At 51.2% G+C, this 21,517-nt stretch carries 20 protein-coding genes and 1 pseudogene; 12 read left to right on the forward strand and 9 right to left on the reverse strand.

Annotated elements, in window-relative coordinates; all coding sequences use genetic code 11:
- Positions 1–6 precede the first annotated feature (6 nt).
- Genes BEB54_RS13625 through BEB54_RS13635 form a run of 3 tightly spaced genes read left to right on the forward strand, consistent with a single transcriptional unit; the run spans position 7 to position 2,886 of the window.
- On the forward strand, positions 7–1,044 hold the full coding sequence (locus BEB54_RS13625) for a FecCD family ABC transporter permease (RefSeq protein ID WP_123059739.1): 1,038 nt from the start codon (positions 7–9) through the stop codon (positions 1,042–1,044).
- Positions 1,045–1,054: 10 nt separating this feature from the next.
- Positions 1,055–2,002: an iron-siderophore ABC transporter substrate-binding protein gene (locus BEB54_RS13630; protein ID WP_001298369.1), complete on the forward strand. Its 948-nt coding sequence runs from the start codon at positions 1,055–1,057 to the stop codon at positions 2,000–2,002.
- Complete coding sequence (locus BEB54_RS13635; RefSeq protein WP_032185141.1) at positions 1,999–2,886, forward strand: MurR/RpiR family transcriptional regulator; 888 nt, start codon at positions 1,999–2,001, stop codon at positions 2,884–2,886. The genes BEB54_RS13630 and BEB54_RS13635 overlap by 4 nt, the downstream gene beginning before the upstream one ends.
- 44 nt (positions 2,887–2,930) lie before the next feature.
- Here the strand turns inward: BEB54_RS13635 and BEB54_RS13640 are convergent, their stop codons facing one another.
- Complete coding sequence (locus tag BEB54_RS13640) at positions 2,931–3,245, reverse strand: putative quinol monooxygenase (RefSeq protein WP_000633737.1); 315 nt, start codon at positions 3,243–3,245, stop codon at positions 2,931–2,933.
- Positions 3,246–3,275: 30 nt separating this feature from the next.
- Positions 3,276–3,857 (reverse strand): NADPH:quinone oxidoreductase MdaB, encoded by a 582-nt coding sequence (gene mdaB / locus BEB54_RS13645; protein ID WP_105276764.1) that lies wholly within the window; start codon positions 3,855–3,857, stop codon positions 3,276–3,278.
- A 316-nt stretch (positions 3,858–4,173) separates the two neighbouring features.
- Between mdaB and BEB54_RS13650 the strand changes: the two genes are divergently transcribed.
- Positions 4,174–4,506, forward strand: coding sequence for a DUF2645 family protein (locus BEB54_RS13650; protein WP_105276763.1), 333 nt, complete (start codon positions 4,174–4,176; stop codon positions 4,504–4,506).
- 45 nt (positions 4,507–4,551) lie between these two features.
- On the opposite strand, the gene qseC is transcribed toward BEB54_RS13650, so the two are convergent.
- Together qseC and qseB are read right to left on the reverse strand one after the other, a co-directional pair.
- A complete protein-coding gene (gene qseC / locus BEB54_RS13655; protein ID WP_105276762.1) occupies positions 4,552–5,901 on the reverse strand; it encodes a quorum sensing histidine kinase QseC in 1,350 nt (449 codons plus the stop codon).
- Entirely contained in the window at positions 5,898–6,557 is a 660-nt protein-coding gene (gene qseB / locus BEB54_RS13660) for a quorum sensing response regulator transcription factor QseB (RefSeq protein WP_105276761.1), read from the reverse strand. Before qseB ends, qseC begins: the two co-directional genes overlap by 4 nt.
- Before the next feature lie 151 nt (positions 6,558–6,708).
- On the opposite strand from qseB, the gene ygiW reads away from it, so the two are divergent.
- The 7 genes and pseudogenes from ygiW to BEB54_RS13695 all read left to right on the forward strand — a co-directional run bounded on the left by ygiW (position 6,709) and on the right by BEB54_RS13695 (position 16,596).
- Positions 6,709–7,101, forward strand: a complete 393-nt coding sequence (gene ygiW / locus BEB54_RS13665; protein WP_105276760.1) for an OB fold stress tolerance protein YgiW — start codon at positions 6,709–6,711, stop codon at positions 7,099–7,101.
- Between the two features lie 52 nt (positions 7,102–7,153).
- Complete coding sequence (locus BEB54_RS13670; protein WP_000793821.1) at positions 7,154–7,636, forward strand: AraC family transcriptional regulator; 483 nt, start codon at positions 7,154–7,156, stop codon at positions 7,634–7,636.
- A 108-nt stretch (positions 7,637–7,744) separates the two neighbouring features.
- Positions 7,745–9,414 (forward strand): annotated as a pseudogene (locus BEB54_RS13675) (ABC transporter substrate-binding protein).
- Between the two features lie 137 nt (positions 9,415–9,551).
- Entirely contained in the window at positions 9,552–11,810 is a 2,259-nt protein-coding gene (parC, locus tag BEB54_RS13680; RefSeq protein WP_001281881.1) for a DNA topoisomerase IV subunit A, read from the forward strand.
- 233 nt (positions 11,811–12,043) lie between these two features.
- Complete coding sequence (plsC, locus tag BEB54_RS13685; protein ID WP_000965713.1) at positions 12,044–12,781, forward strand: 1-acylglycerol-3-phosphate O-acyltransferase; 738 nt, start codon at positions 12,044–12,046, stop codon at positions 12,779–12,781.
- A 73-nt stretch (positions 12,782–12,854) separates the two neighbouring features.
- Positions 12,855–14,267, forward strand: a complete 1,413-nt coding sequence (gene ftsP, locus BEB54_RS13690) for a cell division protein FtsP (protein ID WP_000059405.1) — start codon at positions 12,855–12,857, stop codon at positions 14,265–14,267.
- A gap of 109 nt (positions 14,268–14,376) precedes the next feature.
- On the forward strand, positions 14,377–16,596 hold the full coding sequence (locus BEB54_RS13695; RefSeq protein ID WP_000095184.1) for a YgiQ family radical SAM protein: 2,220 nt from the start codon (positions 14,377–14,379) through the stop codon (positions 16,594–16,596).
- Between the two features lie 38 nt (positions 16,597–16,634).
- Here the strand turns inward: BEB54_RS13695 and BEB54_RS13700 are convergent, their stop codons facing one another.
- From BEB54_RS13700 to yqhD, 5 genes are all read right to left on the reverse strand, one after another.
- Positions 16,635–16,865 carry an LPP leucine zipper domain-containing protein gene (locus BEB54_RS13700; protein WP_001037461.1) on the reverse strand — a complete coding sequence of 77 codons (231 nt, stop codon included), beginning with the start codon at positions 16,863–16,865 and terminating at the stop codon, positions 16,635–16,637.
- Positions 16,866–16,882: 17 nt separating this feature from the next.
- Positions 16,883–17,140, reverse strand: coding sequence for a lipoprotein YqhH (yqhH, locus tag BEB54_RS13705; RefSeq protein ID WP_105276759.1), 258 nt, complete (start codon positions 17,138–17,140; stop codon positions 16,883–16,885).
- Between the two features lie 50 nt (positions 17,141–17,190).
- Positions 17,191–18,117, reverse strand: coding sequence for a YbjP/YqhG family protein (locus BEB54_RS13710; protein WP_105276758.1), 927 nt, complete (start codon positions 18,115–18,117; stop codon positions 17,191–17,193).
- A gap of 199 nt (positions 18,118–18,316) precedes the next feature.
- Positions 18,317–19,144, reverse strand: coding sequence for a 2,5-didehydrogluconate reductase DkgA (gene dkgA, locus BEB54_RS13715; RefSeq protein ID WP_032185137.1), 828 nt, complete (start codon positions 19,142–19,144; stop codon positions 18,317–18,319).
- A gap of 104 nt (positions 19,145–19,248) precedes the next feature.
- A complete protein-coding gene (gene yqhD / locus BEB54_RS13720) occupies positions 19,249–20,412 on the reverse strand; it encodes an alcohol dehydrogenase (RefSeq protein ID WP_105282215.1) in 1,164 nt (387 codons plus the stop codon).
- A 193-nt stretch (positions 20,413–20,605) separates the two neighbouring features.
- Here yqhD and yqhC point away from each other — a divergent pair, with 193 nt between their 5' ends.
- A complete protein-coding gene (yqhC, locus tag BEB54_RS13725) occupies positions 20,606–21,505 on the forward strand; it encodes a DNA-binding transcriptional regulator YqhC (protein ID WP_143425161.1) in 900 nt (299 codons plus the stop codon).
- The last annotated feature ends 12 nt before the right edge of the window (positions 21,506–21,517 follow it).

Below are 21,517 nucleotides of genomic sequence, written 5' to 3' on the forward strand. Positions count from 1 at the left end.
CGGATAATGAACGTCGGGCTACGCCCACTACGTGTTGGTAAGTTTTCGACACTGGTACGCCCTAAAAATCTGCTGTTGCTTGGTGGGCTGTTCCTGCTTGCGGTTGGAATACTGATATTCGGTCTGATGCAGGGTTCTTTCTCTGTTCCGGCATCGGAAGTAGGACGAGCGTTGTTTGCTCCAGAAAACGTAAGCACAGACGCACGTTATATTGTGCAGGATATTCGCTTGCCGAGAGTCATCATGGCATTGCTATGCGGGGCCATGTTAGGTATGGCAGGGGCCGCAATGCAATCCATTGCACGTAACGGCCTTGCCGATCCTGGTTTAATCGGCGTCAAAGAAGGATGTAGCGTGGCTGTGCTGTGGCTGATTTTCCAGTTTCCAATGCTGGGAATGTTCTGGCGTCCAGTGGCTGGTCTTGCTGGCGGCCTGTTGGTGGCTTTAATCGTGATTTTTTGTGCGCGCGATATTTCCCGCCCGCGATTTGTTCTGATTGGTATTGGTGTTTCCTGGTTTTTCGCCGCCGGTATCGGTGTATTTATGACCACTGCAGATGTTCGAGATGTACAAACTGCATTGATGTGGTTATCGGGAAGCCTGCATGCAGCTAACTGGATGTTAGTCGGTATTTCAGCCTGTTGGATGTTGCCAGCCGCTCTTTTATTGCTGTTCACCGCCAGGACGGCGGATATCGCTCTGCTTGGTCATCAGGTGGCAACCGGGTTAGGCGTGAATAGTTCTCGCCTGGCGTTGTTACGTGTCGCCGCACCCATAATCCTGACAGCCGTCTGCGTTTCGTGTGTTGGTAACATAGGTTTTGTCGGATTGATAGCACCCCATATATCACGTTTTATTCTACGTGGCGGGCAGACGACATTACTGCTGGGGAGCGCGGTATCGGGGACGTTGTTAGTTATTCTGGCGGATAGCATTGGTCGTTTGGCTTTTTTGCCTTTGCAACTGCCTGCCGGAATCATTATCTCACTGATTGGTGGACCATTTTTTTTGCTACTGCTCTGGCAGCGCAGGAACAGTTTTTAACGGGAGTTATATGCGTTTATTTTTTTCTCTGCTGATACTGTTGTCATTTTTTTCCCGTGCAACAGAACCTGTTCAGGTATTTACTGATGATTTAGGGCGCAAAGTCACTGTTCCTGCTCATCCAAAGAGAATTGTCTCTTTACACGATCTTGATATCACTATTCCTCTGATTGAGCTCGGTGTACCTCCTATCGCCAGCCACGGGCGAACTCGGCCTGACGGTAGCCATTTCATTCGATCTGGCGCGTTATTGACAGGTGTCGACTTTGATAATTCATCGATCGCCTTTATTGGTACCGCTGATATTGATATTGAAGCGATTGTGGCGGCAAAGCCTGACCTGATCATCACAGAACCGACCCGTAATACGCCCATTGAACAACTTGAAAAAATTGCGCCCACGGTGAGCATTGATCATCTCAAAGGGGGCGCGCCAGAAATCTATCGCAAGCTGGCAGAACTTACAGGAACGCAGTCGCAGCTGGCGATACTTGAACGCCGCTATCAGGCACAAATCAATGCGCTGAAGGCGACGCTGGACAGCCAAAAAATAACGGTATCGGTGATTCAGGCAAACCAGGGAAAAATTAATGTGATGCATAGCTATCATTCGCTGGGGCGGGTATTACGCGATGCTGGTTTTCGTTTTCCGCCGCTGATTGAGAGCATTCCTGAAGGTGGGCGAATGGATGTGAGCGCGGAGCGTTTACCTGAACTGGATGCCGATTTTGTTTTTGCAACCTGGCGCGGTGACACCGGTGGTAAACCTCAGGATGAGCTGGCAGCAATGGAAAAAGTCATGCCGGGATGGTGTCAGTTTCTGACTGCCTGTCGTTCCGGGCGTTATGTGCTGATTTCTCGTGAAGAGGCAATTTCTAACTCCTTTGCATCTCTGGGGCTGATGGCTGCGCAGATACAATCACAAATTGCAGGGCGACCTCTACCGGAGGCTAAATGATCCAGAAAGATAAAGCGCGGGTTGATATTTTTGGTGAGCGTTTTCGCACTCGCGCGAGTCAGTTAACGCCTGGGTTAAGAGCTGTCGCCAGCTACATTAATGAGCATCGTGAAGTGGTACTCGAGCAAACGGCGATGGAAATTGCGGCCACGTTGAACACTTCCGATGCCACAGTTATCAGGGCTATACAGGCCCTGGGGTTTGCCGGGCTGCGTGATCTGAAACGCACTCTGGAACAGTGGCTTGGTCCAGCCCTTAGTTCCAGCGAAAAGATGTCTACGACGGTGAGTAACTTGACGAGCGATGTTAACACCGCAATCGACTTTGTTCTTGAAGGGCATTTGTATACCTGTAATGTCCTGTCAGAGCCTGAAAACCGCCACGCGCTTGCGCAAGCTGTAGCGTTGTTGGTGCAGGCACGGCAAGTCGCAATTTTTGGCATTGGCGCTTCGGGTATTCTGGCGGACTATACCGCACGACTATTCAACCGCATAGGTTTGCCTGCCACGGCACTAAACCGTACGGGTATTGGCCTTGCCGAGCAACTGATCGCGCTTCAACGTGGCGATGTTCTGATCATGATGGCGCAAAAATCTGCGCACCGGGAAGGGGTGACAACGCTTCGTGAGGCGAGGCGGCTGGGGATCCCTGTTATTTTGCTGACAAACGCGCTGGATTCACGTTTTAGCAAAGACGCCAGTATCGTGATTCATGTTCCGCGCGGGGATGAAAAAGGGAAAACGCCGCTACATGGTACGGTATTGTTGTGTCTGGAAATGATTGTCTGGTCGGTAGCTTCCGCAGTGCCGCAGCGTGCGGTTAAAACCATTAAGCGAATTAACGATTTCCATCGAGGACTGAAAACGGGAAGAAAGAATGGCTAATCTGGGCTGAGACCGGTAGCAGCACCGGCCTCTTTTCAGGAATGTTAAATCCCCGGTTGCAGGATACGAATATTCATCTCCAGCACGTCGCCTTTTACGGCTTCGCTGTACGCCTTCATGTGCGGGGTTTGCAGGTGCGCTTCAAGGTGCGCGATGCTTTCCCACTGCTCAATCATCACGATAGAATCCGGTGCCATAGACTGGAAACTCACGCCAGCAGCGCAATCCACCATTGGCGCATAGCCGTGGCAACCTTCTTCTTTCAATACGGTTGGAACGATTTTAGCAAACTGATCCAACACTGCCTGACGGTGATGTTGACCTGGACGAGTACGGATTTCTGCGATTACTGTAATCATGGTTAACTCCTTCTAAAGCCAGAGCTCTAGTTAACCAAAAATTTCCACAAGATGCTTGCGATATTCTTCAGTATAGCGGGGAACATCAGGCATTTTTATCACGTCATTAGCGATAAATGTCGGCAGCGGTTCCATACCGAGGAATTGGTTTGCTTTATGGAACGGCAGGTACACACCGTCAACACCAACGCCGTGGAAGAACTGATCTTTTTCGGTGAAGGCTTCCATTGGTGCGTTCCAGGTCAGGGAAAGCATATATTTTTTGCCCTGTATCAGGCCGCCGGAACCGTATTTTTTTGATGGATCTTTGCGGGTACGACCATCGCTGGCATACAGAGTCCCGTGACCTTCGGTGAATACATCATCAATATATTTTTTCACTGTCCACGGCGCGCCCATCCACCAGCCTGGCATCTGCCAGATCACCACATCAGCCCAGAGAAAGTTTTGTACTTCGGCTTTGACATCGTAGTCGCTCTCGGCGCGAACAATACGGACATCATGCCCGAGGTCGCGCAGCGTGCCATCCGCGACTTCGGTCAGGGTGTCGTTCAGTTGACCATTGGAGTGGGCGAATTTTTTCGCGCCGTTGATAATCAGGATGTTGCTCATTTTTTAACCTCAAGGTGAGACGTTTGCCGACTATAGTACGTCACAGAGCGGTACGGTGAAATTAGCAAAATGTGCAAAGTCTTTTGCGAATTTAGCAAAAGTCTGATCTTGCTCCGATTCACCGATGCAGGATAAATATTTTCTGAAAATGACAATACTGATAGCCATTCCTCATAATTCCTACTCGCACCGGATTAATTTACAGGTTTGGTTCGGTTTTTTGGGGATTAAAAATATGGCGTTGGATAAGTAAAAATGAAAATATCAACGCGTCACGTTGATAATTATAAATGGATTTTTATGAGCGTGCTAACATATGTTAAAGCATAAAATTCAAACAATATTTGAAGCTCTGTTATATATAGTGCTTACTTATTGGTTAATAGATGCTTTTTTTGCATTCAATAAGTATGACTGGATGCTTGAGTCGGGAGACAATATTTGCAGTATACCTTCCGTTTCAGGCGAAGATCGTATATTGCAAACAATGATTGCAGCATTTTTTCTTCTGACGCCACTTATTATTCTTATCTTAAGAAAACTCTTTGTGCGAGAAATCTTTGAGTTTTGGTTATATGTAATCTCGCTCGTTATTTGTTTGGTTTGTGGTTGGTGGCTTTTTTGGGGACGGTTTATATTTTGCTATTAATAAAATCTATGAGAGTCGTTTTAACGGCTCTCATAGACAGAGAAGTTACCAGCTTACTTTCGCCTCAAATCCACCTTGTTCCGCATTCCCAAACTCAACATTCATGCCATGCAGCTTGGCGATTCGCTGGACAATTGAAAGCCCAAGTCCACTGCCGGTAGCGGTTTGTCCGGGTGGGCGATAGAAGCGTTCGCCAATTCTCGCCAGTGCCTCTGGTGTCACACCGGGGCCGTTATCCCTCACGATGAAATTATCGGCATTCAGCGTGACGTCCACCACGCTACCTTGTGGACTGTAGCGCACGGCGTTATCCAGCAAATTTCGCACCAACAAACTTAGCAATAGCGGTTGTCCGGTGCGTTTGATGCCGTGGGCATTGAGTGTCAGTCGCACGTCAATTTTTGCCTGCTGCGCCGTGTGGTAAATATCCATCACCGACGATTGCAGGAGATCTTCAAGCGGGATCTCCGCGACGTCCTGAAGGTTATCCAGTGAGTCCAGCCGCGATAGCGTGAGCAGTTGATCAACCAGACGAGTAGCACGATCGATCCCGGAATGTAATTGGAGCAGCGCTTTTTTCCGCGCCTGCGGATCATCGTCAGAGAGCTGCGCAACTTCGGTTTGCACTTTCAGCGCCGTTAACGGGCTACGAAGTTCATGAGCTGCGTCGGAGGTAAAGCGTCGTTCACGAACCATCATCGCATGTGTGCGGGCGAACAGTTGATTCAACGACTCAACCAGTGGACGCACTTCGCTGGGTACGCCCGTCGCGTTTAGTGGTTTTTCCGAGTCAGGGTCACGCATACGTAGTGCCAGCGCCAGTTTGTTCAGCGGCGCGAGTTCACGACCCAGTAGTACCATCATGATGATTAACATAATCGGCAGTGCGACAAGCCACGGGATCAATTGCCCGGCAACAATCGCCAGCGCCATGTCTTCGCGGTATTCCCATTCCTGACCAACAACGATGCGATATTTGCCATCAGGTGAGGTCATCCAGACAAAACGCCAGGGATCTTTATCGCCCACCAGTTGCCCGTCAGCAAAACCTTCCCGTTGATAGCTATAGGGAATATCTTCTCCGTTATCCCCATCGTTAAGCACCATTCTGCCGTCGTGGGTAAAGATGGCAAAGGTCAGCGCATCGTCATCAACATGACCGTGTTTTAAGTTATTTGGCGTCTGTGCCATGCGATCCGCCGCGTTGATTTCGTTGAGATCGAGCGTACTTAACCGTTTGGCAAACAGCATCAGTTGGGTGTCGAACAACTCATCGACGTTATCCGTTGTTTGTTTCCAGGCGACAAAGCTGGAAAGCAGCCAGGTCACCGAGGCCAGAATTAAAAAGATTAGCGTCAGCCTGACTCGCAGACTAAGACGTTGGGTAAATTTCATTTCTCACCTAATGTGTAGCCAATACCATGCACGGTACGAATAAAATCACTACCGAGTTTGCGTCGCAGATGATGCACATGCACTTCAACGGCATTACTGGTGACCTCTTCGTCCCAGGTATACAGTTTCTCTTCAATCAGTTTGCGCGGCAGTACTCGACCAGCGTTACGCATCAGTAATTCCAGCAGGGCAAATTCTTTTGGTTTCAGCATTAAGGGTTCGCCAGCCAGCGTGGCGATACGTTTGCCGGGGTCGAGCATGACGTTGCCGTGGCGCAGCTCGTTGCTGGCCTGGCCGTTGGTTCGGCGCATCAGAGCTTCCAGCCTGGCGGCGACTTCTATCAACGCAAAAGGTTTACACAGATAATCGTCAGCTCCCAGACGCAGCCCTTCTACACGTTCCGCCAGCGCATCGCGCGCAGTCAGGATTAATACCGGCTCACGCTGACCTTTTTCTCGCCATTCGCGCAAAATATCGCGACCATCCATGCCCGGTAAGGTTAAATCCAGGATCACCGCATCATAAGGTGCGCTATATAGCGCCTCTTTTCCCTGACGACCTTGTGTAAACCAGTCGACGCTAAAACCCATTTTACTAAGGCCCGTTTTGATGCCGTCGCCAATCAGCATGTCATCTTCTATCAGTAAAATTCGCATTTTTTCATCCCTGCGATAACCATATTTGCTGCCAGTAAACCGTGTTGTAACGCGCTCTGTACAGCACTAAATTTTATTTTTTTCCCTTAAGAAGTTGTTAAGGACTATCTTGTTAAATGCTCGAAAACAGACATTAAAGGGAGTAATAAACATGAAAAAATTCGCAGCAGTAATCGCAGTAATGGCCCTGTGCAGTGCACCGGTGATGGCAGCAGAGCAGGGCGGTTTTTCTGGTCCATCGGCAACACAAAGTCAGGCCGGAGGATTCCAGGGGCCGAATGGCAGCGTAACGACCGTAGAAAGCGCAAAATCCCTGCGTGATGACACTTGGGTCACCCTGCGCGGCAATATCGTTGAACGTATCTCTGACGATCTCTACGTGTTCAAAGATGCCAGCGGTACTATCAATGTTGATATCGACCACAAACGCTGGAACGGCGTGACGGTGACCCCGAAAGATACCGTTGAGATTCAGGGTGAAGTCGATAAAGACTGGAACTCTGCTGAAATTGACGTCAAACAGATCCGCAAAGTAAATCCGTAATTGTTAGCGCTCCCGGGACACGTTCCCGGGAATAATTTCGCAGGGAGGCAAAATGAAAAACCTGACACTGGATGTAAATATTATCGATTTCCCATCAATCCCTGTGGCGATGTTGCCACATCGCTGTAGCCCTGAATTGCTCAACTACAGCGTGGCGAAATTTATCATGTGGCGTAAAGAAACGGGGCTTTCTCCTGTTAACCAAAGCCAGACTTTTGGTGTCGCCTGGGATGACCCTGCCACCACCGTACCGGAAGCGTTTCGCTTTGATATCTGCGGCAGCGTTAACGAACCGATTCCCGATAATCGTTATGGCGTGAGTAATGGTGAACTTACCGGTGGACGTTATGCCGTGGCCCGCCACGTTGGCGAGCTGGACGATATTTCACATACGGTATGGGGCATCATTCGCCACTGGCTGCCTGCAAGCGGCGAGAAAATGCGTAAAGCACCGATTCTGTTTCACTACACCAATCTTGCCGAAGGGGTAACAGAGCAGCGACTGGAAACGGATGTTTATGTGCCGTTGGCGTGATGAAGAATCTTTACCGGAGTGTGAGCCAAATCACTCGCGATAAGTTTGAGCGAACAATGCCACAGGCGTATTGTTGTTGGGCTTATAATTTCTCCGGTAAGGAATACCATGTATACGCGAAATTTATTATGGCTGGTCAGCCTGGTAAGTGCGGCTCCTCTCTACGCTGCTGACGTTCCCGCCAACACACCGCTCGCCCCGCAACAAGTCTTTCGTTACAACAATCATAGCGACCCAGGTACGCTCGACCCGCAAAAGGTGGAGGAGAATACTGCCGCGCAGATTGTGCTGGATCTGTTTGAAGGTCTGGTATGGATGGACGGTGAAGGCCAGGTGCAGCCCGCTCAGGCTGAACGCTGGGAGATACTGGACGGCGGCAAGCGCTATATTTTCCATCTGCGTAGAGGTTTGCAGTGGTCAGACGGTCAGCCTCTGACGGCAGAGGATTTTGTCCTCGGCTGGCAGCGCGCGGTTGACCCGAAAACGGCAAGCCCTTTTGCTGGCTATCTGGCACAGGCGCACATTAACAATGCCGCGGCTATTGTTGCGGGTAAAGCAGATGTTACATCGCTGGGTGTCAAAGCGATGGATGATCGTACTATTGAAGTTACGCTTGAGCAGCCGGTTCCTTGGTTCACGACGATGCTCGCCTGGCCGACGCTGTTCCCGGTTCCCCATCATGTAATCGCGAAATATGGCGATAGCTGGAGTAAGCCTGCGCATATGGTTTACAACGGTGCCTTTGTGCTTGATAAATGGGTAGTTAACGAAAAGATTACTGCACGCAAAAATCCAAAGTACCGCGATGCGCAACATACGGTATTGCAACAGGTTGAGTATCTGGCGCTGGATAATTCGGTCACCGGCTATAACCGCTATCGCGCGGGAGAGGTCGATCTCACCTGGGTTCCGGCGCAGCAAATTCCTGCCATTGAAAAATCACTGCCTGGCGAGCTACGAATTATCCCGCGTCTGAACAGCGAATATTACAACTTTAACCTTGAGAAACCGCCATTTAACGATGTGCGGGTGCGTCGGGCGCTATATCTTACGGTTGATCGACAGCTTATTGCGCAAAAGGTACTGGGGTTGAGAACGCCCGCAACCACGCTGACGCCGCCAGAGGTAAAAGGCTTTAGCGCGACGACGTTCGATGAACTGCAAAAGCCAATGAGTGAGCGTGTCGCGATGGCAAAAGCCAATGAGTGAGCGTGTCGCGATGGCAAAAGCCAATGAGTGAGCGTGTCGCGATGGCAAAAGCCTTGCTGAAACAGGCGGGATACGACGCCTCTCATCCGCTACGCTTTGAGCTGTTCTACAACAAGTACGATCTGCATGAAAAAACCGCGATAGCGTTGTCTTCCGAATGGAAAAAATGGCTGGGTGCACAGGTGACGCTGCGCACAATGGAGTGGAAAACCTATCTTGATGCCCGACGAACCGGTGATTTCATGCTGTCTCGGCAGTCGTGGGATGCGACGTACAATGATGCTTCCAGCTTTCTGAACACGCTCAAAAGCGATAGTGAAGAAAACGTCGGTCACTGGAAAAATGCGCAGTATGACGCCTTACTAAACCAGGCCACGCAGATCACTGATGCGACAAAGCGTAATGCGTTGTATCAGCAGGCAGAAGTGATCATCAACCAGCAGGTACCGCTCATTCCTATCTACTATCAGCCGTTAATCAAACTGCTTAAACCCTACGTTGGCGGTTTTCCGCTGCATAATCCCCAGGATTATGTCTACAGCAAAGAGTTGTATATCAAGGCACATTGATGCCTTTATCGCCGTCGGAGCACGTCCGGCGGCGCTATTCACGCTGATCTCCTGTGACTCGACGCGGCAGATAATGTAGTATCTCCGGCAATATTGCCCCTTTGAAGGCTGGCGAATAAGTTGAGGAATCAGAATTAATGAGCGATATGGCAGAGCGCCTTGCGCTACATGAATTTACGGAAAACGCCTACTTAAATTACTCCATGTACGTAATCATGGACCGTGCGTTGCCGTTTATTGGTGATGGTCTGAAACCTGTTCAGCGCCGCATTGTGTATGCGATGTCTGAACTGGGACTAAATGCCAGCGCCAAATTTAAAAAATCGGCCCGTACCGTCGGTGACGTACTGGGTAAATACCATCCGCACGGTGATAGCGCCTGTTATGAAGCGATGGTCCTGATGGCACAGCCGTTCTCTTACCGTTATCCGCTGGTTGATGGTCAGGGGAACTGGGGCGCACCGGACGATCCGAAATCGTTCGCGGCGATGCGTTACACCGAATCCCGGTTGTCGAAATATTCCGAGCTGCTATTGAGCGAGCTGGGGCAGGGTACGGCTGACTGGGTGCCAAACTTCGACGGTACTTTGCAGGAGCCGAAAATGCTACCTGCCCGTCTGCCAAACATTTTGCTTAACGGCACCACCGGTATTGCCGTCGGCATGGCGACCGATATTCCACCGCATAACCTGCGTGAAGTGGCTCAGGCGGCAATCGCATTAATCGACCAGCCGAAAACCACGCTCGACCAGCTGCTGGATATCGTGCAGGGGCCGGATTATCCGACTGAAGCGGAAATCATCACTTCGCGCGCCGAGATCCGTAAAATTTACGAGAACGGACGTGGTTCAGTGCGTATGCGCGCGGTGTGGAAGAAAGAAGATGGCGCGGTGGTTATCAGCGCATTGCCGCATCAGGTTTCAGGTGCGCGTGTACTGGAGCAAATTGCTGCGCAAATGCGCAACAAAAAGCTGCCGATGGTTGACGATCTGCGCGATGAATCTGACCACGAGAATCCGACCCGTCTGGTGATTGTGCCGCGTTCCAACCGTGTGGATATGGATCAGGTGATGAACCACCTCTTCGCAACCACCGATCTGGAAAAGAGCTATCGTATTAACCTCAATATGATCGGTCTGGATGGGCGTCCGGCGGTGAAAAACCTGCTGGAAATCCTTTCCGAATGGCTGGTGTTCCGCCGTGATACCGTGCGCCGCCGTCTGAACTATCGTCTGGAGAAAGTCCTCAAGCGCCTGCATATTCTGGAAGGTTTGCTGGTGGCGTTTCTCAATATCGACGAAGTGATTGAGATCATTCGCAATGAAGATGAACCGAAACCGGCGCTGATGTCGCGCTTTGGCCTCACGGAAACTCAGGCGGAAGCGATCCTCGAACTGAAACTGCGTCATCTCGCCAAACTGGAAGAGATGAAGATTCGCGGTGAGCAGAGTGAGCTGGAAAAAGAGCGCGACCAGTTGCAAGGCATTCTGGCGTCCGAGCGTAAAATGAATAACCTGCTGAAGAAAGAACTGCAGGCAGACGCGCAAGCTTATGGTGACGATCGTCGTTCGCCGTTGCAGGAACGCGAAGAAGCGAAAGCGATGAGCGAGCACGACATGTTGCCGTCTGAACCTGTCACCATTGTGCTGTCGCAGATGGGCTGGGTACGCAGCGCTAAAGGCCATGACATCGACGCGCCGGGCCTGAATTATAAAGCGGGTGATAGTTTCAAAGCAGCGGTGAAAGGTAAGAGCAACCAACCGGTAGTGTTTGTTGACTCCACCGGTCGTAGCTATGCTATCGACCCGATTACGCTGCCGTCGGCACGTGGTCAGGGCGAGCCGCTCACCGGCAAATTGACGTTGCCGCCTGGGGCGACCGTTGACCATATGCTGATGGAAAGCGACGATCAGAAACTGTTGATGGCTTCCGATGCGGGTTACGGTTTCGTCTGCACCTTTAACGATCTGGTGGCGCGTAACCGTGCAGGTAAGGCCTTAATCACTTTACCGGAAAATGCCCATGTTATGCCGCCTGTGGTGATTGAGGACGCTTCTGATATGCTGCTGGCAATCACTCAGGCAGGCCGTATGTTGATGTTCCCGGTAAGCGATCTGCCGCAGCTGTCGAAGGGCAAAGGCAACAAGATTATCAACATTCCATCGGCAGAAGCCGCGCGTGGAGAAGATGGTCTGGCGCAACTGTACGTTCTGCCGCCGCAAAGCACGCTGACCATTCATGTTGGGAAACGCAAAATTAAACTGCGTCCGGAAGAGCTACAGAAAGTCACTGGCGAACGTGGACGCCGCGGTACGTTGATGCGCGGTTTGCAGCGTATCGATCGTGTCGAGATCGACTCTCCTCGCCGCGCCAGCAGCGGCGATAGCGAAGAGTAGTATGCCGGGGAGGGTATTGCTTCCTCCCGCTTGCAAGGAACGCCGGATGAAACGTTAAGTCGTCATCCGGCAGCATATTCAACCCCCGGAAACGATAAAAATTCCCTTGAAACCGTTGTTTATTCATGCGTTGCGATTAACAATACGCTTTTCCAGAGAGCGGCTTTTAACAATGCCCTAACCTGATTTCAGGTGACGTACAATGCCAGTCTCTCAGACCTTCAGAGGGTGTTATGCTATATATCTTTCGTCTTATTATTACCGTGATTTACAGCATCTTAGTCTGTGTATTCGGCTCCATTTACTGCCTTTTCAGCCCGCGTAACCCGAAACATGTAGCCACCTTTGGGCATATGTTTGGTCGTCTTGCGCCGCTGTTCGGCCTGAAAGTTGAGTGTCGCAAACCTGCAGATGCTGAAAGCTACGGCAATGCTATTTATATTGCTAACCACCAGAACAACTATGACATGGTGACAGCATCGAACATCGTGCAACCGCCGACGGTGACGGTAGGTAAAAAGAGTTTGCTGTGGATCCCCTTCTTTGGTCAGTTGTACTGGCTAACCGGCAACTTATTGATCGACAGAAATAACCGCACTAAAGCTCACGGCACCATTGCAGAAGTAGTGAATCACTTCAAAAAACGCCGTATTTCCATCTGGATGTTCCCGGAAGGTACCCGTAGCCGTGGTCGCGGCCTGCTGCCGTTCAAGACCGGGGCATTTCACGCGGCAATTGCGGCAGGCGTCCCGATTATTCCCGTGTGCGTCTCTACAACTTCGAATAAGATTAATCTTAATCGACTGCACAACGGTCTGGTGATTGTCGAAATGCTGCCGCCAATTGACGTGAGTCAGTATGGTAAAGACCAGGTTCGCGAGTTGGCTGCCCATTGTCGTTCGATAATGGAACAAAAAATCGCTGAGCTCGATAAAGAAGTCGCAGAACGCGAAGCCGCCGGAAGAGTTTAAGTCGGCAATCTGTATTTTTGCGGGAACACTTTCCTGCACGGTATTACTTTAGCCAGTTTTACATGGAGCAAATATGTCACTCAGTCGGCGTCAGTTCATTCAGGCATCGGGGATTGCACTTTGTGCAGGCGCTGTTCCCCTGAAGGCCAGCGCAGCCGGGCAACAGCAACCGCTACCCGTTCCGCCGCTGCTTGAATCTCGCCGTGGGCAACCGCTGTTTATGACTGTACAACGTGCGCACTGGTCATTTACGCCAGGGACACGCGCGTCGGTCTGGGGAATCAATGGTCGTTACCTGGGGCCGACTATCCGCGTCTGGAAGGGCGATGATGTTAAGCTGATCTACAGTAACCGCCTGACAGAAAATGTCTCAATGACGGTGTCTGGTTTACAGGTGCCTGGCCCGCTGATGGGCGGTCCGGCACGGATGATGTCGCCAAACGCTGACTGGGCACCCGTATTACCCATTCGCCAGAACGCAGCGACATTGTGGTATCACGCTAATACCCCCAATCGCACGGCTCAGCAGGTCTATAATGGCCTTGCCGGAATGTGGCTGGTGGAAGATGAAGTCAGCAAGTCGCTGCCTATCCCCAACCATTATGGTGTGGATGATTTTCCGGTCATTATCCAGGATAAACGGCTGGATAACTTTGGTACGCCAGAATACAACGAACCGGGAAGCGGCGGCTTTGTTGGAGATACGCTGCTGGTCAACGGTGTACAAAGCCCGTACGTTGAAGTCTCGCGTGGCTGGGTGCGCTTGCGTCTGTTGAACGCGTCGAACTCTCGTCGCTATCAACTACAGATGAGCGATGGTCGCCCGTTACATGTGATTTCTGGCGATCAGGGATTCTTGCCTGCTCCTGTATCGGTGAAGCAACTTTCGCTGGCACCGGGCGAGCGCCGCGAGATTCTGGTGGATATGAGCAACGGTGATGAAGTGTCGATCACCTGTGGCGAAGCGGCGAGCATTGTTGATCGTATTCGTGGCTTCTTTGAGCCATCCAGCATTCTGGTTTCTACGCTGGTGCTAACGCTGCGCCCAACCGGTCTTCTGCCGCTGGTCACAGACAGTCTTCCGATGCGCTTGCTGCCAACTGAGATCATGGCCGGTTCGCCGATTCGCAGTCGCGATATCAGTCTGGGTGATGACCCGGGTATCAATGGGCAGCTGTGGGACGTCAACCGTATTGATGTCACCGCGCAGCAAGGAACGTGGGAACGCTGGACGGTACGCGCGGACGAGCCGCAAGCGTTCCATATTGAAGGCGTGATGTTCCAGATCCGTAACGTGAATGGCGCGATGCCGTTTCCGGAAGACAGAGGCTGGAAAGATACCGTTTGGGTTGACGGACAAGTGGAGCTGCTTGTTTATTTCGGTCAGCCTTCCTGGGCGCACTTCCCGTTCTACTTTAACAGTCAGACGCTGGAAATGGCGGACCGTGGCTCGATTGGGCAATTGTTGGTCAATCCGGTACCGTAATCGCCATACTCGCCCGAGAGGGCGAGTATGGAATACTTTTCGATTTCTCTTTCGTTCCGGCTTATAATCCCCGGCCTTTGATTATTTTTTTACCATTTCTGGAAGCAAAATGAGCTCTATCTCCCTGATCCAACCGGATCGCGACCTGTTCTCCTGGCCGCAGTACTGGGCCGCCTGTTTTGGACCGGCACCGTTTTTGCCGATGTCTCGTGAAGAGATGGATCAACTTGGCTGGGATAGCTGCGACATCATTTTGGTTACTGGCGACGCGTATGTCGATCACCCCAGCTTCGGGATGGCGATTTGCGGTCGTATGCTTGAAGCGCAGGGCTTTCGCGTCGGGATCATCGCCCAGCCAGACTGGAGCAGCAAAGACGATTTCATGCGTCTGGGTAAACCGAATCTGTTTTTCGGTGTTACTGCTGGCAACATGGACTCGATGATCAACCGCTATACCGCCGATCGCCGTTTACGTCATGACGATGCCTACACACCGGATAACGTCGCGGGTAAGCGCCCGGATCGCGCCACCCTGGTTTATACCCAACGCTGTAAAGAGGCGTGGAAAGATGTGCCGGTGATCCTCGGCGGTATTGAGGCTAGTTTGCGTCGTACCGCGCATTATGATTACTGGTCTGATACCGTGCGCCGTTCCGTGCTGGTGGATTCGAAAGCCGACATGCTGATGTTCGGTAACGGTGAGCGTCCGCTGGTGGAAGTGGCGCATCGTCTGGCGATGGGTGAGCCGATTAGTGAAATCCGCGATGTGCGTAATACCGCGATTATCGTAAAAGAGGCGTTGCCAGGCTGGAGCGGTGTGGATTCCACCCGTCTTGATACTCCTGGGAAAATCGACCCGATCCCGCATCCGTATGGCGAAGATTTGCCGTGCGCGGATAACAAACCGGTGGCCCCGAAAAAGCAGGAAGCGAAAGCCGTAACCGTGCAGCCACCGCGCCCGAAACCGTGGGAAAAAACTTACGTATTGCTGCCTTCTTTCGAGAAAGTGAAGGGCGATAAAGTGCTGTACGCTCATGCTTCGCGTATTCTGCACCATGAAACCAACCCAGGCTGCGCGCGTGCGCTGATGCAAAAACATGGCGACCGCTATGTATGGATCAACCCGCCTGCCATCCCGCTTTCTACCGAAGAGATGGACAGCGTCTTTGCGCTGCCGTACAAGCGCGTGCCGCATCCGGCTTACGGTAATGCCCGAATTCCGGCTTACGAAATGATCCGTTTCTCTGTCAACATTATGCGCGGCTGCTTTGGCGGCTGCTCTTTCTGCTCTATTACCGAGCATGAAGGTCGCATTATTCAGAGCCGTTCGGAAGATTCGATCATCAACGAGATTGAAGCGATCCGCGACACCGTGCCAGGCTTTACGGGCGTGATTTCCGATCTCGGTGGGCCCACTGCCAACATGTATATGTTGCGCTGCAAATCGCCGCGCGCCGAGCAGACTTGCCGCCGTTTATCGTGCGTTTACCCGGATATTTGTCCTCATATGGACACTAACCACGAACCGACGATCAACCTCTATCGCCGCGCACGTGATCTGAAAGGCATTAAAAAGATCCTGATCGCTTCCGGCGTGCGTTATGACATCGCCGTGGAAGATCCGCGCTATATCAAAGAGCTGGCGACCCATCACGTTGGCGGCTATCTGAAGATTGCCCCGGAACATACCGAAGAAGGGCCGTTATCGAAGATGATGAAGCCGGGCATGGGCAGTTATGACCGCTTTAAAGAGCTGTTCGATACCTACTCGAAACAGGCAGGTAAAGAGCAATATCTGATCCCGTATTTCATCTCCGCACACCCGGGTACGCGTGATGAAGATATGGTGAATCTGGCGCTGTGGCTGAAAAAGCATCGCTTCCGTCTCGACCAGGTACAGAACTTCTACCCGTCGCCGTTGGCTAACTCTACCACCATGTATTACACCGGGAAAAACCCGCTGGCGAAGATTGGTTACAAGAGTGAAGACGTCTTCGTACCGAAGGGCGACAAACAGCGTCGTTTGCATAAAGCGTTGTTGCGTTACCACGATCCGGCAAACTGGCCGTTAATCCGTCAGGCGCTGGAAGCGATGGGTAAAAAGCATCTGATTGGCAGCCGTCGTGATTGCTTAGTGCCTGCGCCAACCATCGAAGAGATGCGCGAAGCCCGCCGTCAGAACCGCAATACCCGTCCGGCGTTGACTAAACATACGCCGATGGCGACCCAGCGTCAGACGCCTGCTACGGCAAAAAAAGCGTCGTCTACGCCATCTCGCCCGGTGAATGCTGGTGCAAAGAAACGGCCTAAAGCGGCGGTTGGTCGTTAAGTGAAATGTGCCCGGCAGCAATGATACTGCCGGGAAATTTATAACCTTGGTTTATAAGGACTGTTACGAACGTCTAAGCGGTAATGCGCTCTTGCTGTTTCGTCTTTAACTTGCTGAATTTCCGGACGCAGGGCGTCAATATCCTGTTGCAGTTGATTAATTTTGTTATTCAATGCCTGAATATCATGTTCCAGGTGTTCAATTTTGGCATTGCTGGTACAGCCAGCAAGACACAGCGCCAGCGGAATGGATAAGATAAGTTTGTTCATTATGAATTCCAGAACCGTCATTCCGCATACATACGTAAGCAGCGCAGGCAATCGAAATAGTCCTGGGCGTCAAGGCGCGTATTGGCTCTGTTAGCGTCGGATTTGGCAGCATAGATTTGTGGGCGTAATGCTTTCATATCCTGCTCAAGCCGGGCGATTTTGGCATTTAATGTTTGCACATTGCTCGCCAGCTGATTGACCTTTTGCTCATTGACGCAGCCACTGAGCAAGCAGGTTGCCAGAACAACAGCCCCCAGGGTGAAAATCGTTTTCATATAGTATTCCCTTTTATTTATTGTTCCGACTAATTGTTATTTTATTCAGCTCATTGCTTTAATCTGGCGGCGGTTTTCACCTCAATCTGTTTAAGTAGGCTGCCGCTGTTTGGACGGATAAAATCAGCGATTTCCCACTTACCTTCGCGCCGCTGTAAAATCAATTCTTGCTCTTCGTTGTTGCCATTGGTCAGCGTAAAACGAACATGAATGCGGGCTGAATTGGCGGTTTTCTCCAGGACTCGAATTTCATCAACACGTGAAAATAGCGACTCATCGCCAAAACAGATTGGATTGTCGTAAATAAATTGCCGTTCTATTTGCATATCTTCATCGGGATTGTTGGCAGTCTTGAAGGTGGTTTTATAGAAGGCATTGACCGCCTGGCGGTAAGAGTCGGAAACCACCCACGTCCACGGCCAGCTATAATCAGCAATATGTTCAAAGAGTTCGGCAACAAAGGCTTCCGGCTGTTCTTTTTGCAACGAAGCTACAGCGGCCAGCGTTTTTTCATTCTCGCTATTAACTGCTTGTAAGACGCTGCCATGATTGCTGACAATATCGTCAATGACCCAACGACCATTTTCCGCCACCATTTTCAGTGTCTGCGTGGTCTTTTCTTTATCGTCTTTAAAGATACGAAAGCGCACAACGGCATCGGCATGATCGGCGTCAGGTTGGGTTATCGCTACGCTTTCTAACACCAGATCGCCAAAATCCTGACAATCACAAACCGGATCATAATCCAGCCAGCCAATATTGCCCGGCAGCGTAAGATTGTCGTTCAGGGTAAGCGCCTGTTGAATACGCGCAGAAGTTATCGCTCGCTCTCCGGTTTCACCAAAATAAGGCGTACTGGCATCTGATTTATAGTTCTGATAAATCTGCCGGACTGTTTGTTCTACGGTCTGTGAAGGAGGCTGCGCGTGTACGGTAAAACTTGCCAGGGCTGCTAAAAACAGAAGTATTATTTTCATCTGTTTTTCACCTCTCCGTTGCGTTCATCCCGGATGTAAATGAGTTGTTCCTTTAAGAGCTTCCGGCTCTGCATGATGATGCCCTTATATTTGGCGTTCCTGAACAAGGAAGAGTAACAATGGGCGTGACGCGAGGGGAATAAATGATTTCTGAAAAGTCCGGTAGCGGAACATTACCGCCACCGGGAGAATTTGCGCGTTAGCCGCCGAACTGGTCAGGATCGGGGCCGAGGCGTTTGCCCTGGTCGAGTTTGGCAATTTCACCTAGCTCGTCTTTGTCGAGACGGAAATCCCAGACATCAAAGTTTTCGGCAATACGTGAAGGTGTGACCGATTTCGGGATCACCACCAGGCCGCTATCCAGATGCCAGCGGATAACAATCTGCGCCGGGGTTTTGCCGTATTTATCTGCCAGATCGCGAATGACTTTCTGATCGAAAACGCCTTTCCCACCTTGCGCTAATGGGCTCCAGGATTCGGTCTGGATTTTGTGTGTCGCGTTCCAGGCGTGAAGCTGGCGTTGCTGCATCAGCGGGTGGAGTTCAATCTGGTTTATCACCGGCGTCACGCCAGTTTCATCAATCAGGCGTTGCAGGTGGTGGATCTGGAAGTTGCACACGCCGATGCTTTTGATTAAGCCCTCTTTTTGCAATTCGATCATGCCCTTCCATGCTTCGACATAATGGTCGATAGCAGGAACGGGCCAGTGCATTAAGTAAAGGTCGACATAATCAAGCTGGAGTTTTTTCAGGCTGTCGAGCAGGGCTTCGCGGGGGCGCTTGTGGTCGTCGTTCCACAGTTTAGTGGTGATGAACAGTTCTTCTCTGTTAACTGAGGCATTTTTCAGGGCTTTGCCGACACCTTCTTCGTTCTTATAGGCCGCGGCGGTATCAATCGAGCGATAACCCACGTCTAACGCTTTTTGAATGGCGGTGATTACTTCCTCATTACTTGCTTGCCAGACGCCCAGTCCCAACTGGGGCATGACATTGCCATCCTGTAGCTTAATAACGGTTGGATTAGCCATACGTTCCTCCTTTATATGAACTCACCGGAGCAGGCTCCGGTGAGGTGTTGTGAACTTAAGTCTGGACGAAATGCCCGAAAACGAAAGTTTGAGGCGTAAAAAGCTTAGCGGGCGGCTTCGTATATGCGGCGGCTGACATCCAGCGTAATGTCATGATTTTCGCCCAGTTGGGTCATACCGTGCTCTTCCAGTTTTTTCAACAAAGCCGGGATGGAGCTGCCGTCCAGACCGTAGTCGGAGAGGTGGGTCGGCACGCCTAATTGCTCAAAGAAATTGCGGGTTGCGGCAATCGCGGCGTCAATACGCTCATCGTCAGAACCTTCTGTGATGTTCCAGACGCGTTCAGCATATTGCAGCAGCTTAGCGCGTTTAGTGTCGCGTTTTTCATTCCACAGTGCAGGCAGGACGATAGCCAGCGTTTGCGCGTGATCCAGACCGTGCATCGCAGTCAGTTCGTGGCCCAGCATATGCGTTGCCCAATCCTGGGGTACACCTGCGCCAATTAAACCGTTCAGCGCCTGAGTCGCCGCCCACATAACGTTGGCGCGTACATCGTAGTTTTCTGGCTCTTTCAGGGCTTTCGGACCATCTTCGATCAGCGTCAGCAAAATGCCTTCTGCGAAACGGTCCTGAATTTTGGCATCAACCGGTTTGGTAACATACTGTTCCACGGTGTGCACAAAGGCATCCACTACACCGTTAGCCACCTGACGCGGCGGCAGAGTGTAGGTATAAACCGGATCGAGCACGGCAAATACCGGCTGAACATGGGCAGAATGGAACGCCTGCTTGTCGCCTGTAGTTTTACGGGAGATGACCGCACCTGCGTTGGATTCTGAACCGGTTGCTGGCAGCGTCAGCATACAGCCCATCGGGATGGCGCTTTTAATCTCTTTACCGCCCGTTTGTAGAATGTGCCACGGATCGATATTTTCCGGATAATTAGCCGCTGCGGCGATAAATTTGGTGCCGTCCAGTACAGAACCGCCGCCAACCGCCAGCAGGAAAGTCACTTTTTGTTCGCGAACCAGTTTCACGGCATTCATCAGCGTTTCATAAGCCGGGTTTGGCTCAATACCGCCAAATTCCAGCACGTCCATGCCTTTCAGGGCATCCAGAACTTGATCGAGAACGCCGGTTTTTTTCACGCTGCCGCCGCCGTAGGTAATCAATACGCGTGCATCGTGAGGAATTTGCTCGCGTAAACCAGCGATTGCGCCTTTACCAAACAGAATGCGGGTTGGGGTGTGCAGATTAAAGTGGTTCATTACTTGCTCCCTTTGCTGGGTCAATATGAGGGCAGAGATCGGTCTGCCTGATGTTTTTCATTGTGGTCGCCAGCGCCGTACCTCTCAATGCTCATTTCTGCCAATGTCTTGCCTATTTCTCCAGAGTGCTGGAGAAATGCTACAAAATTGCGCACAATCAAATTGCCGCATTATTCCTAAGAAATTACGCGATATGAAACGTGAAGAGATTTGCCGCTTGCTGGCGGGTAAAATTAATAAACTGAAAAATAAAGAAAATAGTTTGTCAGAGCTATTGCCCGATGTGCGTTTGTTGTATGGCGAGACGCCTTTCGCACGTACGCCGGTGATGTACGAGCCCGGCATCATAATTCTCTTTTCCGGGCATAAAATCGGTTATATCAATGAACGCGTGTTTCGTTATGATGCCAATGAATATCTGCTGCTGACGGTGCCGTTGCCGTTTGAGTGCGAAACTTATGCCACGTCAGAGGTACCGCTGGCAGGGGTGCGTCTCAATGTCGATGTTTTGCAGTTACAAGAGCTGTTGATGGACATTGGCGAAGATGAGCATTTTCGGCCGTCGATGGCAGCCAGCGGGATTAACTCTGCCACGTTATCAGAAGAGATTTTATGTGCGGCGGAGCGGTTACTCGATGTGATGGAGCGACCGCTGGATGCGCGTATTCTCGGCAAACAGATCATCCGCGAAATTCTGTACTACGTGCTGACCGGACCTTGCGGTGGCGCGTTACTGGCGCTGGTCAGCCGTCAGACCCACTTCAGCCTGATTAGTCGCGTGCTGAAACGAATTGAGAATAAATACACCGAAAACCTGAGCGTCGAGCAACTGGCGGCAGAAGCCAACATGAGCGTATCGGCGTTCCACCATAATTTTAAGTCTGTCACTAGCACCTCGCCGTTGCAGTATTTGAAGAATTACCGTCTGCATAAGGCGCGGATGATGATTATCCACGACGGCATGAAGGCCAGTGCAGCAGCGATGCGCGTCGGCTACGAAAGCGCGTCGCAATTTAGCCGTGAGTTTAAACGTTACTTTGGTGTGACACCGGGGGAGGATGCGGCAAGAATGCGGGCGATGCAGGGGAGTTAAATGCGTTCCCGG

Source organism: Escherichia sp. MOD1-EC6021 (assembly GCF_002965245.1).
Classification (GTDB): domain Bacteria; phylum Pseudomonadota; class Gammaproteobacteria; order Enterobacterales; family Enterobacteriaceae; genus Escherichia; species Escherichia coli_F.